General features: G+C 66.1%; 16 protein-coding genes. 13 read left to right on the top strand and 3 right to left on the bottom strand.

Annotation, left to right across the window (positions count from 1 at the left end; genetic code table 11):
* Positions 1–138 precede the first annotated feature (138 nt).
* Entirely contained in the window at positions 139–1725 is a 1587-nt protein-coding gene (locus TX79_RS03015; protein WP_049925681.1) for a methyl-accepting chemotaxis protein, read from the top strand.
* Positions 1722–2471 carry a bacteriorhodopsin gene (locus TX79_RS03010; protein WP_081655474.1) on the top strand — a complete coding sequence of 250 codons (750 nt, stop codon included), beginning with the start codon at positions 1722–1724 and terminating at the stop codon, positions 2469–2471. Before TX79_RS03015 ends, TX79_RS03010 begins: the two co-directional genes overlap by 4 nt.
* Positions 2472–2549: 78 nt before the next feature.
* On the opposite strand, the gene TX79_RS03005 is transcribed toward TX79_RS03010, so the two are convergent.
* From TX79_RS03005 to TX79_RS02995, 3 genes are all read right to left on the bottom strand, one after another.
* Complete coding sequence (locus TX79_RS03005) at positions 2550–3698, bottom strand: pyridoxal phosphate-dependent aminotransferase (protein ID WP_049925680.1); 1149 nt, start codon at positions 3696–3698, stop codon at positions 2550–2552.
* Between the two features lie 2 nt (positions 3699–3700).
* Positions 3701–4120: a 6,7-dimethyl-8-ribityllumazine synthase gene (gene ribH, locus TX79_RS03000; RefSeq protein ID WP_049925679.1), complete on the bottom strand. Its 420-nt coding sequence runs from the start codon at positions 4118–4120 to the stop codon at positions 3701–3703.
* Positions 4121–4246: 126 nt separating this feature from the next.
* On the bottom strand, positions 4247–6358 hold the full coding sequence (locus TX79_RS02995) for a methyl-accepting chemotaxis protein (protein ID WP_081655473.1): 2112 nt from the start codon (positions 6356–6358) through the stop codon (positions 4247–4249).
* A gap of 148 nt (positions 6359–6506) precedes the next feature.
* On the opposite strand from TX79_RS02995, the gene TX79_RS02990 reads away from it, so the two are divergent.
* The 11 genes from TX79_RS02990 (at position 6507) to nuoK (ending at position 14669) form a co-directional block, all read left to right on the top strand.
* Positions 6507–7667 carry a 5-(carboxyamino)imidazole ribonucleotide synthase gene (locus TX79_RS02990; protein WP_049925678.1) on the top strand — a complete coding sequence of 387 codons (1161 nt, stop codon included), beginning with the start codon at positions 6507–6509 and terminating at the stop codon, positions 7665–7667.
* Between the two features lie 105 nt (positions 7668–7772).
* Entirely contained in the window at positions 7773–8084 is a 312-nt protein-coding gene (locus TX79_RS02985) for a hypothetical protein (protein WP_049925677.1), read from the top strand.
* 50 nt (positions 8085–8134) lie between these two features.
* On the top strand, positions 8135–8770 hold the full coding sequence (locus TX79_RS02980) for an AIR carboxylase family protein (RefSeq protein ID WP_049925676.1): 636 nt from the start codon (positions 8135–8137) through the stop codon (positions 8768–8770).
* 513 nt (positions 8771–9283) lie between these two features.
* Positions 9284–9697: an NADH-quinone oxidoreductase subunit A gene (locus tag TX79_RS02975; protein ID WP_049928249.1), complete on the top strand. Its 414-nt coding sequence runs from the start codon at positions 9284–9286 to the stop codon at positions 9695–9697.
* Positions 9691–10398 (top strand): NADH-quinone oxidoreductase subunit B, encoded by a 708-nt coding sequence (locus tag TX79_RS02970; protein WP_049925675.1) that lies wholly within the window; start codon positions 9691–9693, stop codon positions 10396–10398. The genes TX79_RS02975 and TX79_RS02970 overlap by 7 nt, the downstream gene beginning before the upstream one ends.
* On the top strand, positions 10395–12047 hold the full coding sequence (locus TX79_RS02965; protein ID WP_049925674.1) for an NADH-quinone oxidoreductase subunit D: 1653 nt from the start codon (positions 10395–10397) through the stop codon (positions 12045–12047). Before TX79_RS02970 ends, TX79_RS02965 begins: the two co-directional genes overlap by 4 nt.
* Positions 12044–13138 carry a complex I subunit 1/NuoH family protein gene (locus tag TX79_RS02960; protein ID WP_049925673.1) on the top strand — a complete coding sequence of 365 codons (1095 nt, stop codon included), beginning with the start codon at positions 12044–12046 and terminating at the stop codon, positions 13136–13138. The genes TX79_RS02965 and TX79_RS02960 overlap by 4 nt, the downstream gene beginning before the upstream one ends.
* The gene (locus TX79_RS02955) at positions 13135–13596 is read left to right on the top strand and encodes a NuoI/complex I 23 kDa subunit family protein (protein ID WP_049925672.1); all 462 of its coding nucleotides are present in this window, start codon (positions 13135–13137) and stop codon (positions 13594–13596) included. The genes TX79_RS02960 and TX79_RS02955 overlap by 4 nt, the downstream gene beginning before the upstream one ends.
* 40 nt (positions 13597–13636) lie before the next feature.
* The gene (locus TX79_RS02950; protein ID WP_049925671.1) at positions 13637–13918 is read left to right on the top strand and encodes an NADH-quinone oxidoreductase subunit J; all 282 of its coding nucleotides are present in this window, start codon (positions 13637–13639) and stop codon (positions 13916–13918) included.
* Complete coding sequence (locus TX79_RS02945; RefSeq protein WP_049925670.1) at positions 13915–14364, top strand: hypothetical protein; 450 nt, start codon at positions 13915–13917, stop codon at positions 14362–14364. The genes TX79_RS02950 and TX79_RS02945 overlap by 4 nt, the downstream gene beginning before the upstream one ends.
* A complete protein-coding gene (gene nuoK / locus TX79_RS02940; protein ID WP_049925669.1) occupies positions 14361–14669 on the top strand; it encodes an NADH-quinone oxidoreductase subunit NuoK in 309 nt (102 codons plus the stop codon). The genes TX79_RS02945 and nuoK overlap by 4 nt, the downstream gene beginning before the upstream one ends.

The following is a 14669-nucleotide window of genomic DNA, read 5'->3' as shown; positions in this document are numbered from 1 at the left end:
GTGAATCGGATAATATATCTACAGCACTGTCGTTTATAACTACGATATTGTACTCTATTCCTACACGAGTTATATATAAATCAACTCGACATATGGCAATCACTATAGCATCGGTCGCCGAACGACGAGTACGCCCCCATGAACGTCGAACACGTCACCCCCGATTTCGTCCGGCGTCGATACAGCGTCAAGACGACGTCGTTCCTCGCGGTCGTCGTCGTCCTCACGCTCGCGGTTGGGCTGTTGTTCGCCTGGTACGTCCTCGAGAGTCCCGAAGCAACGACCGCTGACCGAGCGATCGCCGCGATGGCAGTGCTGTTGATCGTCTTCGTGGTTCACCTCGCGCTCGTCGGCATCGGGATCGGCGGCAACGTTGCGCTTGCCCTCCGCCAGTTGAGCGAGAAGACCGAGCGAATCGGCGACGGCGAGTTCGACGTCGACCTCGAGTCGAACCGGATCGACGAGGTCGGCACACTCTACGATTCCGTCGCCGAGATGCGCGATTCGCTCGACGCGACGCTGTCGGATCTCGACCGCGAGCGGGAACGCGCTCGTGAAGCCAAACGGGAGACTCAACGACGAAACGATCGATTGCTCGCGGAAGCCGACCGGTTCTCGACGGCGATGGACGCCTGTGCAGACGGCGACCTGACGCGGCGACTCGAGCCCGAAACCGACGACGAGGCGATGGTCGCCATCGCGGAGGCGTTCAACGACATGGTGGATCGACTCGAGGGGATCGTCGCGGAGGGGCAGACGGTCGCGGAGGCGCTCGACGTTTCCTCGACCGAGTTACAGGAGTCGGCCACCGAGATCAAGCGGGCGAACGACGAGGTCGCCGCCGGCGTTCAGGAGATCTCAGACGGGTCGCGAACCCAGACCGGCGCGCTCGAGAACGCCAGTGCAGAAGTCGAGGGCCTCTCGGCGACGACCGAGGAGGTCGCGTCGACGACGACGGACATCGCCGCGCGGTCCGATCGCGTCGCCGATCTCGCGGCGAGCGGTCGCGAGGACGCTGCCGCCGCCGGCGAGGAGATAGCGGCGTCGGTCGACACGACGCGAGACCTCGTGACGACGATCGAGACCCTCGACGAGGAGGCCGCCCGGATCGAGGAGGTGATCTCCCTCATCGACGAGATCGCCCACCGAACGAACATGCTTGCGGTCAACGCAGCCATCGAGGCCTCCCGCGCCGACGCCGAGGGGGCCGACGAAGGGTTCGGCGCGGTCGCCGACGAGGTCAAGCAACTCTCACAGGAGACCCAGGAGGCCGTCACCGAGATCGAGGAGATCCTCCAGTCGATCCAGCGACGTGCCGGCACCAGTGCGGCGGAGATCGACGCCCTCGAGGATCGGATCACCGACACGGCGACGACGATCGCGGACCTCCAGGAGCACCTCGAGACGATCGCCGACGGGGTCGAACAGGTCAACACGGGGATCCAGGAGATCGACGACGCGGCGACCCGGCAGGCCGAGTCGGCGGCCGAGATCGCCGACATCGTCGAGGACGTGGCGACGGTCTCGGCCCAGACGACGGACGAAGCCGAAGACGTCGCGGCCGCCGCGGAGGAGACGGCGGCGACGGCGGACGAGGTTTCCGACCGCGCGAACGCGCTCGATCGCCAGGCCGAAAACCTGGCGCGGACGCTCGACGTCTTCTCCGTCGACGACGGGTCGACGCCTGCGGTCGGACGGCCGGCAGCCGGAGGTGAGGGCGAATGATCGACGGACTCGACCTCTACTGGGCGTTCGCGGTCTGTTTCGGGATCGCGACGTTCGGATTCCTCGGATGGACGCTCCAACAGCCCACCCGGCGGCGACGCTACGGGTTCGCGATTACGCTCGCCTGTTTCGCGATGGCGGTCGCCAACGCCCTCATGGCCAACGAGATCCCGACGCGGACGACGGCCGACGGCGTCGCCTACCCCCACGCACGATTCCTCGGCTACTTCGTCGCGTACGGCCCCGTCGCGTGGCTCATCGGTCGCGTCGCGGGCGCGAGTACCGAGATGACGGGGCTGTTGATCCTCGTGGTCTACGGCCTGCCTGCCAGCGTCCTCGCCAGTTGGAACCTCTCGGGCGGGGCAGCGACGATCGCGTCGGTACTGGTGTTCGTCTGCATCGTCGCCACCGTCGCGTTGCTCGTCGGTCCCGTCTCGCGTGCGACCCATGAGGTCAGCGGCGAACGACGACTCCTCTACGGCAAACTCCGAAACATCTCGGTGTTGATCTGGGCCGTTCTGCCGATCGTCGGCGTCCTCTCGGAGCAGAACCTCGCGATCCTGACCTCGTTCGCGGGGATCTTCTTGGGCTCCTATCTGGACCTCCTGTTGCTGGTCGGCGTCGGACTGCTCACGTTCAGAAGTCCGACCGCGCTGGATCACGTGGCCGGCCGTACCGGGCGGTCCGGCGACGACGGCACGGCTGACAGCCCAACCGTCGGACCCGGCGCGCCCACCGACGATTGAGCGGGACAGAAGCCCAACGCAGCAGCTATCCGTCGTGAACCGGGTAGAACACTCGAGCCGGGACGAAACAGACGTCCGCTACAGGTAGCCTTCCGCGGCCAGCCGTTCGATACCCTCCTCGAGGCGTTCCGCGCTGGCGGCGTAGGACACGCGGGCGTAGCCGGGCGTGCCGAAGGCGCTGCCCGGTACCGTGGCGACGTGGGCGTCCTCGAGCGCGCCCTCACACCACGCCTGATCGTCCTCAGCAACCGGGAGCATCATGTAGAATGCCCCCTCGGGGACGGCGACGTCGACGCCGTGGTCGTCGAGCAGGTCGACGACGAGGTCGCGCCGCTGTTCGAAGGCCGCGACCATCTCGTCGACGGCCTCGTCGGTGTTCTCGAGGGCTTCGACGCCGGCGTGCTGGACGAAGTTGACCGCCGAGGAGACGGAGTGGCTGTGGAGTTTGCCGGCCTGGTCGATCAGCTCCTCGGGGCCGGCGAAGTAGCCCAGCCGCCAGCCGGTCATCGAGTAGGCCTTCGAGAAGCCGTTGACCGTCACGGTGCGGTCGGCCATCCCCTCGAGTGTACCGAGGCTGGTGGGCTCGACGCCGTAGGTGATCTCCTTGTAGATCTCGTCGCTGATGACCGTCACGTCGTGCTCGACGGCCAGGTCGCGGACGCCCTCGAGCGCCGCGTCGGAGTAGACCGCACCGGTGGGGTTCGACGGCGAGTTGACGATCAGCAGTTCGGTCTCGTCCGAGACGGCCGCCTCGAGGTCCTCGAGCGCGGGCTCGAGCTGGAAGTCGTGGGGCGAGAGGTCGACCCGGGACAGCGAGCCGCCGGCCATCTTGACCATCGCCTCGTAGGAGACCCACGCGGGGTCGAGCAGGACGACCTCGTCACCCTCGCCGATCAGCGCTTGCACGATCTCGTAGAGCGCCTGTTTCGCGCCCGGCGTGACGATGATCTCCTCGGGGCCGTGGTCGAGGCCGTCGTCGGCGAGTTTGTCGGCGATGGCCTCGCGAAGCTCGAGGATACCGGCGGAGGTGGTGTAACCGGTGTGGCCGGCGTCCATCGCCGCCTTGCCTGCCTCGACGATGTTCTCGGGCGTGGGGAAGTCGGGTTCGCCGACCGAGAGGTCGACGACGTCCTTTCCCTCGTTCTCCAGTTCGGTCGCGAGCGCAGAGATCGCAAGCGTCGCGGACGGTTCGACTCGAGTCAGCCGATCGGTGAATTCCATAGCCATGGTTACTCCGTCTCCGGATCGGGAAGCGTGGTCGCGAGATCGAGCGCGCTCTCGACGGCCTTGGCCGCGTTGTCGACGCGCTCGCGCGCCTCGGCGGCGGACATTCCGGGACCGGTCACGCCGAGGGTCACGGGGGTGTCACGCTCGAGGCTGACGTCGGTCAGCCGCTGGGCGGTCGCGTGCCCGATCACGTCGTCGTGGTCGGTGTCGCCGGTCACGATCGCGCCGACGACGGCGACCGCGTCGACGGCTTCGCGGCGGGCGAGCCGATCCGCGGCCAGCGGTGCGTCGTACGCGCCGGGGACGTGGACCGTCTCGTACACCTCCGCCCCGTCGTCGGCAGCCGCCTCGAGGGCGGCCTCCTCCATCTGCTCGGTGATCGGACGGTTGAACTCCGCGACCACCAGTCCGAGCGTGGTCATATGCGTCGCGTGGAGAGGGTGGGTAAAAGAGGTACCGTTCTTCACGGGCACCGGGCCGTTCTCACCGGCACCCGAACGCCGCGACCTCCGCGCTCGATACGTAACTCGGCGGGCAGTAGCGACGGCCTACGCGTCGTCGTGATCCGACAACGTCCGGACCCGGTCCGAGAGTTCGAAGACGGCGTCTTCCTGTAGCTCGGTCTCCTCGACGATCTCGTCCGCCGTTTCCGTTACCCGACTCGAACTTTCGCGCACGTCTTCGACCGTCGCCATCACCTCCTCGACCGAGGCGGCCTGCTTGTCGTTGGCGTCCGCGACCTCCTGGATGCCGTCGACGGCCGCTTCGACGCGATCCGAGATCGTCTCGAGGGACGAGATGACGTTGGCGATCTCGGCCTCGACGTCCTGGACGTGCTCGTGTGAGGTTTCGACCTCGTCGACGGTCTCGACGGTCTGTTCCTGGACCTGTTCGATCCGGGCGGCGATCTCGTCGGTGTGGTCCTGCGTCTCCGCAGCGAGGTTTTTCACCTCGTTGGCGACGACGGCGAAGCCGGCACCGTCCTCGTCGGCCTTGGCGGCCTCGATGTTGGCGTTGAGCGCGAGCAGGTTCGTCTGATCGGCAACGTCGGCGATCACCTCGGCGACCTCGCCGATCTCGCTCATGTACTCGTCGAGTTGCTCGACGGTATCGACCAGTTCCGTACTGATCGCCATCACCTCGTCGGTCACGTCCCGGGCGTCTTCGCTGGCCTGGACCCCGTGTTCGACCTCCTCGAGGGCGGCGTCCGCCGCCTCGGCGACTTCCTGTGAAGAGGCGGCGACCTCTTCCATCGTCGCGGAGAAGTCCTCCATCTCGTCGGCGACGGTCTCGAGGGACTCGCTCTGGTTCGTCGCCTGGTCGTCGATCAGGGCGGCGTACTCGGTGGCGCGTTCGATCGACTCTGCGAGTTCCGTCGTCTTCTGATCGACGCGGGTGACGATCGACTCGAAGTTCGTGGCCATCTCGTTGACGTCGTCGGTCAACTGGAGGAGGTGTGGTTCGACGACGCCGTGTTCGTCTTCGAACTCGGCGCGGGCTTCGAGGTCGCCCTCGCCGATCCGATACAGCGTGTCCGTCACTTCGGTGATCAGTTCCTCGACGCTGTTGCGCCGCCGGACCTCGTCGCTGCGGTCCTCGACGAGTTCGAGCACAGCGTTCAACTCGCCCTCGGCGTCGAAGATCGGCATCGCGAAGAACTCGATGTGGGTCTCCGTGCCGGTCTGATCCTTCGAGACGCTCTGGTCGTAGTAGACCGGCCGGTCGACGTACTCCTCGTCGGCGTCGATCCGGTCGACGTCCCACTCCTCGTGGGCGTCGTGGGGGTTTTCGGCGACCTTGTCGGCGAGCGTGTTGTGGCGACGGCCGTCCGAGTAAAACGCCGACGCGACGGATTCGCGGCAGTCACGACCGACGTGCTCCCGGTGGTCGTCGCCGAGGTTGAGCAACCGTTTGTGCGGGACGTTGTAGTGGACGACCGTGTGTTCGTCGTCGATGAGGAACAGCGGTCGCGGGACGGCGTCGATCACGTCGTCGACGCCGATTCCCTCGAGGTGGTCCGCTTCTTCGAGCGGTGCGACGCTCTCCTCGTCGGCGAACTCGTCGACGCCGACCTGTACGTCGACGAGGGTGGCTTTTAGTCCAGCGAGCAGTCCGTCACGGACCTCGTCGAGGTCGTCGCCGTCGTCGATCCGATCGACGGCCCGATCGACCAGGCGTTCGACGACCCGTTCGTAGGTCGCGACGTACGCCGACGGGGGAGCGCCGGCCTCGGCGTGCGCTCTCGCGATGGCGGCGACCCGGGAGGCACGCGTCGAATCCCGGTCGTCGAAGACCGTCGAGAGCAGTCGCGCCTGTCGCGACGCTGCATCCACGGGCACCGCGACCGGATAGCTCCCCTCGAACGCGGTCACGTCGAGGTCGAGGTCCGTACCGCCGGAGAGCGCCTCGAGGTGGCGCTCGGTTCCGGTTCCGTAGTCGATCGCCGCCCTGGCACGCTCGAGTCTGGAATCGACCTCGGGAGTCCCCCCGATCGTTTCCGTCGACGGCGTTCGTCCGGAGACGCCGCCGTCGGGAATCGTGACGCCGTCGGTCCCCGCGTCGGCGTCGGACGGCGACGAGCCGTTCGTCGCGCTCGAGTCGGTCGGTTCGTTGTCGCGCCGATCGCCCGCGAATCGGCGAATGTAATCCGCTGGTTGCATAGGCCTTGGTTGTCGATACGCATCCTCCACAAATGCACTATTGGCCATAGAATGACAGATCGTCCGGAATTCGGGGAGCGTCCGAACTCGTTCGGTCCTCGGGGGCGATTGCGAATCCTTAAGCGCGGGGCCGAACAACCGCCGCGCGATGACGACGTTACGGACGCCCGGACCGACCGTGGGGGTCGTCGGCGGCGGACAACTGGGACGGATGCTGGCCGAGGCCGCCGCGCCGCTGGGGGTCGAGTTGATCGTCCTCGATCCGACGGAGGACTGTCCGGCGTCGCTCGTCGCGCGCGACCAGATCGTGGCCGACTTCGACGACGAGGCGGCGATCCGCGACCTCGCTGCGCGCGCCGACGTCCTCACGTTCGAGATCGAACTGGCCGACCAGGACGTCCTCGAGCGAGTGAGCGAGGAGACCGGAACGCCGGTTCACCCCGACCCCGAGACGCTCGAGACGATCCACGACAAACTCGTCCAGAAACGCGAACTCGAGGCCGCAGGCGTTCCGGTGCCGCCGTTCCGGGCGGTCGAGGACGTCGACGACGTCCGCGAGGCGATCGACGACTACGGTGCGCCGGTGATGCTCAAGGCGAGGACCGGCGGCTACGACGGGCGCGGGAACGTCCCCGTCGAGTCAAAGGACGATGCCGCACCGGCCCTCGAGTCGGTCGCCGGTCCCGCGATGGTCGAGTCGTTCGTCGACTTCGAGCGCGAACTGTCGGTCATCGCCGTCAAGGGCGACGACGAGATCGCCGCCTTCCCCATCGGCGAGAACGTCCACGTCGACGAGATCCTCCGGGAGACGATCGTTCCCGCCCGCTCGAGCGACGCCGTCGCGGAGCGAGCGCGCGAGGTCGCCGCGGACGTGCTCGAGGTGATGGACGGTCGCGGCGTCTACGGCATCGAACTCTTCGAAACGAGTGCGGGCGAGATTCTGCTCAACGAGATCGCACCCCGCCCCCACAACTCCGGGCACTGGACGATCGAGGGGGCGCGGAGTTCGCAGTTCGAACAGCACGTCCGGGCCGTCCTCGGATGGCCGCTCGCGTCGACCGACCTCCGGTCCCCGACCGTGATGACGAATCTCCTCGGCGACGTCGACGAGGAGCGGGAAGCCGAACTCGAGGACGTCGACCGGATCCTCGAGACTCCCGGCGCGCACCTCCACTGGTACGGCAAGCGCCAGGTCCGACCGCTGCGGAAGATGGGCCACGTGACGGTGACGGGCGAGGACGAGGTCGGCGTCGACGACCTGCTCGAGACCGCCCGGGAGCTCGAAGCGGCGGTCACGTTCCGATCCTGACCGTCAGTTCGAACGACCGGAGGCGAACGTGTTCGCCATAATCGGTCGTTTTGGGCGCTCTAGCGTGGGAAAACGTTTTATGCGTTATCCGATAACACGTGGAACGTGATCGACACAGAACACGTTTTCGGGCAGTTTTTCGAGGGTCGCGTTCCGGAGATCGATCTCGGCCCCGAACCGACGGAAGCGGAGATTCGAGCGGCCGTACGCGAGTACAAGAGCGAGGGGCTGTGTGGCCGGCGGGTCGCCGAAGAACGCCTCGTCCCGCACTTCATCGCGAACGACGGGTACGGCCAGCGCGAGATCGACCTGCTCGAGGAGATTCTCGAGGAGGAGTACGAGGGAAGCGACCGCTGTCTGAAGACTCGCCGCTCCCAGTGTAGTCGCCTGCGTGGCGGCTGCCAGGGACGACGCTGAGACGGGGCGAATCACCACCTTTCATTGCTCCTTGGACGGAAGCGGCGCGTATGACCGCACGAGCAGTCGCGGACCTGATCGACCGGCTCCACCGCGAGGCCGAGCAGGACCGACCGACGGAGGAGACCCCCGACGTGGGAATCGTCATGGGCAGCGACTCGGATCTGGAGACGATGCTGACCGGCGGGCGACGCCGGGGTGCCTACGACGCCTTCGTCGACGAACTCGGCTTCGCGGAACAGACCGACTTCGAGAACCCGCCCGACGAGCGGTTCACGTTCGAGACGTACGTCACCTCCGCACACCGCACCCCCGACCTCATGACCGCGTACGCGGAGACCGCCGAGGAACGGGGGATCGAGGTCATCATCGCGGGCGCGGGCGGAAAGTCCGCCGACCTGCCGAACATGACCGCCTCGATCGCCTACCCGTTGCCGGTAATCGGCGTCCCCGTCCAGGAGAAGTCGGTCGACAGCGTCATCGGGATGCCGACCGGCGCGCCCCTGGTCGCGGTCGACGCCGGCAAGTCGTTCAACGCCGCGCTCTCGGCGGCCCAGATCCTCGCACGCCAGCACGACGATCTGCGCGACCGACTCGTCGACTACCACGAGCAACTGCGCGAGGGCGTCGGGGACGTCTCCCGACGCCTCCACGACGACGGCACCGACCGGTTCCGGGAGGAGTAGTCGATTCACGGGACGGGCCGCTCGAGCGCTACCCCTCGACCGGACCGAGTCGACCCGCTCTTCGAAGCGTCCGAGGACCGTAATCACGGATTGGTAGGCGAAGCGAGACGTGCTGTCGACTCGGGTCCGCGTCATCGATCCGAATCGCCTCACGGAGTTGCCACGTTTTCTGCCGATTTCGACGCGGTGTCGAGTCGTGTCGCGTCGAGGCCGTCGTCTCGTGCGGGTAGCCGAACGCTGGCCGCGACTGCTCGAGTACGGTCGCCCCCGCTCGACGAAGACTCAACCACCCTATCGTATCATTCACACAACAGACGGCCGTCGAACCCGCCCGTTGGCGTTCAGTAATCTCGAATTACCGTTTCGTTCAGCGGGACGATTCCGACAGATAGTTTTCGGTGATTATTCAGGCAGTTCGAACGCCGCTTACGGCGGGGCTTGGCCGGTGTTAGACCGGAAAACGAACAATCAACCCTTATGTGCATGCGGTATGAACGCCCGAACGTTACGGAGATGAACGATTGGATAGCTATCGGGGCGCTGGCGACCGTGGCCGTGCTGATACCGCTGAGTATGATGGTGGTGTCGTACCTGCTGCGCCCGAGCGTCCCCGAAACGAGCAAACGTGCCACCTACGAGAGTGGCGAAGTGCCGACCGGTGGGACTCGCATCCGGTTCAACATCCAGTACTACATGGTTGCGCTCTTGTTCCTCGTCTTCGATATCGAGACCGTCCTGCTGTTCCCGTGGGCGGTCGTGTATCTGGATGCCATCGAATCGGACGCCGTCTCACTGTTCCAGATCCTCGGGCCGATGGTCGTATTCGTCGCGATCCTGCTCGTGGGTCTCGGATGGGCGTGGCGAAACGGCGCGGTCCAGTGGGCACGCTCCTCTCGCCAGGTGGACGCGAACCGTAACCGATCATGAGTCAGGAACCCAGACAATCGATCCACGGGAGTACCGCACCGGGAACGGATACCCGAGACGCCCGAATGGGCGAGGGCGTCGACGACCGGTTCAACTCGAAACTTCGCGAGGCGTTCGGCGCGTCGCCGTTCATCCTCACGAAGTTCGACAAGTTCATGAACTGGGTTCGCGGGAACTCCATGTTCATGCTGCAGTTCGGTATCGCCTGCTGCAGCATCGAGATGATGCACACGTACGCGCTCAAACACGACGTCGACCGGTACGGGGCGGGCGTCCCGCGGGCGTCGCCCCGGCAGGCCGACGTCATGATCGTCCCCGGGACGATCGTCTCGAAGTTCGGGCCGCGCATGAAGCGCGTCTACGACCAGATGCCCGAACCCAAGTTCGTCGTCGGGATGGGCTCGTGTACGATCTCCGGCGGCCCCTTCCAGAAGGGGTACAACGTCGTCAAGGGTGCCGAGGAGATCATCCCGGTCGACATCCACGTGCCGGGCTGTCCGCCCCGGCCGGAGGCGCTCGTCTACGGGATCCTCAAGCTGCAGGAGCGGATCCGGAACGGCGAGTCCTCGCCCGTCGTCGTCAAGCCGTACGAACTCGAGGAGTTCGGCGACCTCCCCGAGGACGAACTGGTACAGAAGTTAGCCGACGAGATCGACGAGGACGACCTCGTCATGCGCTACAACTGGGCTGATTCACCATGAGCACGGGACTCGAAACGACGCCGGACGCCGACGGTGTGTCCGATCTCGAGGCGTTGCTGGGCGATCGGATCGTCGGGCGGGACGACCACCTGAACGCCCCGGCGTTCGTCGTCAACCCGACGGACGTGCAGGACGTGCTGTTCGATCTCCGCGATCGGGCAGGATACGACCACTGCGCGTGCGTGACCGCCCAGCAGTACGCGGACCGGTACGAGACGATCTATCACCTCCGGAAGTTCGACGATCCGACCGACGAGGTCAGCGTCGTCGTGCCGACGACGCCCGACGACCCGGTCAGCCAGAGCGCGGAGCCGGTGTACCGGACCGCCGACTGGCACGAACGCGAGGCGTACGACCTGGTCGGGATCGAGTACGCGGAGCACCCGGACCTGCGGCGGATCCTGCTCCCCGAGACGTGGCAGGGCCACCCCCTCTCGGACGACTACGACCAAGAGCAACCGCAACTGGTGACGCTGACGGAGCACGAGAACCCGATCCAGCCGGATCACCGGGACGAGGAGTCGGACACGATGTTCCTCAACATCGGCCCGCATCACCCGGCGACCCACGGCGTGCTCCACGTCGAGACCGTGCTGGACGGCGAGACCGTCGTCGACGTCGATCCCGACATCGGCTACCTCCACCGCTGCGAGGAGCAGATGTGCCAGTCGGGGACCTACCGCCACCAGATCATGCCCTACCCCGACCGGTGGGACTACGTCTCGGCCGGCCTCCTGAACGAGTGGGCCTACGCGCGAGCGATCGAGGACCTCGCGGAGATCGAGGTTCCCGAGTACGCGCAGGTCATCCGGACGATGGGCGCGGAACTGTGCCGGATCGCCGCGCACATGCTCGCGCTGGGGACGTTCGCGCTGGACGTCTACGGCGAGTTCACGGCGATCTTCATGTACACGTTCCGCGACCGCGAGGTCGTCCAGGACATCCTCGAAGATCTGACCGGCCAGCGGATGATGTTCAACTACTTCCGCGTCGGCGGGGTCGCCTGGGACCTGCCGGAACCCCGCGAGGAGTTCATCGAGAAAACGCGGGACTTCCTCGACGAACTCCCCGCGAAGGTCGACGAGTACCACGACATGGTCACCTCGAACGAGATCTTCCAGACCCGGTGTATCGACACCGGCGTCCTCGAGCCCGAGGTAGCCAAATCCTACGGCTGTACTGGTCCGGTCGCCCGCGGCTCCGGCGTCGACTACGACCTCCGGCGCGACGATCCCTACGGCTACTACGACAACTTGGAGTGGGACGTCGTCACGCGCGAGGGCTGTGACAACTACGCCCGCGTGCTCTGTCGCATGGAGGAGGTCGAGGAGTCGGCCAAGATCGTCGAGCAGTGTCTCGACCTGCTCGAGGAGTGGCCCGAGGACGAACGCGACGTGCAGGCGAACGTCCCGCGGACCCTGAAGCCGGACGCCGATGCGGAGATCTACCGCGCGGTCGAGGCCGCGAAGGGCGAACTCGGGATCTACATGCGCTCGGACGGCACGGACAAGCCGGCCCGGTTCAAGATCCGGAGTCCGTGCTTCTCGAACCTGCAGGCGCTGCCCGAGATGTCTGAAGGGGAGTACATCCCCGACCTGATCGCATCGCTCGGTAGCTTAGACGTCGTCCTCGGGGAGGTGGATCGATGACCGGAACGGGAGCTGTGCCGCTGCAAAGCGGTGAAACGGTGCTGTTGCCCGAGCGGATCGGCGAGGTCACCGGCCTCGCCGAGTTCGGCGTCCTCGGCGAACTGATCGCGTCGTTCGTCGGCGCGGCGATCGTCGGGACGCTGATGCTCACGACGACCGCCGTCGCCGGCCCGTGGGCCAAGCGGAAGATCACCGCGGCGTTCACCGACCGGATCTCGATCAACCACCTCGGCCCGGCCGGGATCGGGATCATCATCGCCGACGCGGTCCGCATGCTCTCGAAGGAGAACATCGTCCCCGAGGGCGCGGATCGTCCGGCCTACGACATCGCGCCGATCGTCCTCACGGGATCGGCACTCCTCGGGTTCGCCGTCATCCCCATGGGTAGCGGCATCCACCTCGCGGACCCCGAGGTCGGCCTGGCGTACGTCTTCGCCGTCGCCGGCATCGCTTCGATCGGGCTCGCGATGGCCGGCTACGCCTCGGGGAACAAGTACTCGCTGCTGGGCGGACTCCGGGCGGTGGCTCAGAACATCGCCTACGAGATCCCGCTCGTCGTGACCGGGATGTCCGTGGTGATCTTCGCCGGGTCGTTACAGATGAGTACGATCGTCGACGCCCAGACGAGCCAGACGCTCGTCGACCTCGGCGTCGTCTCGATTCCGGCCTGGTACGCGCTGGTCAACCCGTTCGCGTTCGTGCTGTTCCTGATCGCGAACTTCGCCGAGGTCGGCCGCAACCCCTTCGACATGCCCGAAGCGCCGGCCGAACTGGTCGCCGGCTACCAGACCGAGTACTCCTCGGTCAACTTCGTGCTGGTCTACCTCGGGGAGTTCCTCCACATCTTCCTCGGCGGTGCAATCATCGCGACGATCTTCTTGGGCGGTCCGGCCGGTCCCGGTCCGGAAGCGCTTGGCATCGTCTGGTTCCTGCTGAAGATCTGGGCCGTCTTCCTGCTGACCCAGTGGCTCCGCTCGGCGGTGCCGCGCGTGCGCATCGACCACCTGATCGAAATCGGCTGGAAGGGCCTGCTGGTCCTTTCGTTCGCGAACCTGTTCCTGACCGCTGCGATCGTCGGGGTGATTCAATGATCGGACTGCTCAAATCCATGGCGACGACGATGAAACACGCGCTGGACGGCTCCACCTTCACGGTGGAGTATCCCAAGACCGCACCGGACGTCTCCCCCCGGTTCAGGGGCGTCCACAAGTGGAGCCAGGAGCGCTGCATCTGGTGTCGCCAGTGCGAGAACGTCTGTCCGAACGACACCATCCAGATCGTGATGGACGAACAGCGCAACGGCGAACAGTACAACCTCCACATCGGACAGTGCGTCTACTGTCGGCTCTGCGAGGAGGTGTGTCCGACCGACGCCATCCTGCTCACGCAGAACTTCGAGTTCACGGCGGACACGAAGCAGGATTTCGTCTACAACAAGGAGCAGCTGAAGTCGGTCCCGTGGTACAAGGACATCGACCCCCTCGAGTCACGCGAACCCGACCGGGGCGCGTGGATCGGCGAGGGCGAAGGAGAGGTGGACTACCAGTGACGGGTCGCCCGTCCCCCCAATACGGGCAACGAAACCAACCATGCCATACGAGTTGATCGCGTTCGCGCTGTTCGCGTTCGTCACCCTCGCCAGTGCGCTCGGTGTGGTGCTCTTCCGTGACCCCTGGCACTCGGCGCTCATGCTGGGCGTCACGCTGTTGAGCGTCGCGATTTACTACGTGATGCTGGCGGCGGAGTTCGTCGCCGTGATGCAGGTCCTCGTCTACGTCGGCGGGGTCCTCATCCTCATCACGTTCGCCGTGATGCTCACCCAGCGCGAGGAGCCTGCGAACGCGGACGCCGACGAGGTGGTACAGACATGACGACTCGACCGCGACTCCGACGCGAGGGATCCGTCCTCCCTGGCCTGCTCGCCGTCGTCCTCTTCGGACTGATGGTGGCGGTCGTCCTGAACACGCAGTTCGGGGGACCGACCGGCTTCCCGGAGGGGCTCTCGATCACCTCCGAGATCGGCTACGCCCTCTTCGACCTCGAGGCGTTGCAGTCGACCGAGGGTGCCGTGGCCGACACGGAGCCGTTCCTCGTCGCCTTGCTACTGATCGCGATCGTCCTCGACGCGGCGCTGGACGCCGCGCTCGTGCTCGCGAAACGCGAGGACGAGGGCGAACCCGTGGCCCCGCTCGCCACGACGAGCGCGACCTCGAGTCGGGCCGGCTCCGACGTCGTGGCCGACGGCGGCCGCGACCGCACGGCGACCGACGGGGGCGAGTCGACCGATCGGTCGACCGACGGGGGTGAGTCCCGATGACGTCGGTGCCGATCGAGTACTTCGTGATGCTGTCGATGGGGCTGTTCTGTATCGGCCTCTTCGGCATCCTGACGCGTCGCAACGCACTGATGTTCCTGATGTCCGTCGAGCTGATGTTGAACGCGGCGGTGATCAACCTGGTCGCGTTCTCGTTCCTGCACGGCAACCTGACGGGGCAGGTGTTCGGCCTGTTCACGATGGCGCTCGCCGCAGCGGAGGTCGCCATCGGACTCGGGATCATCCTGGTGCTGTACCGCAACTTCGGTGACGTCGACGTCACCGTCCCGACGACGATGAGGTGGTGA

The organism is Halopiger goleimassiliensis (genome assembly GCF_000455345.1).
Classification (GTDB): domain Archaea; phylum Halobacteriota; class Halobacteria; order Halobacteriales; family Natrialbaceae; genus Halopiger_A; species Halopiger_A goleimassiliensis.
The sequence above is the reverse complement of the archived record's forward strand: the minus strand, read 5'-3'. Positions and strand labels throughout refer to the sequence as shown.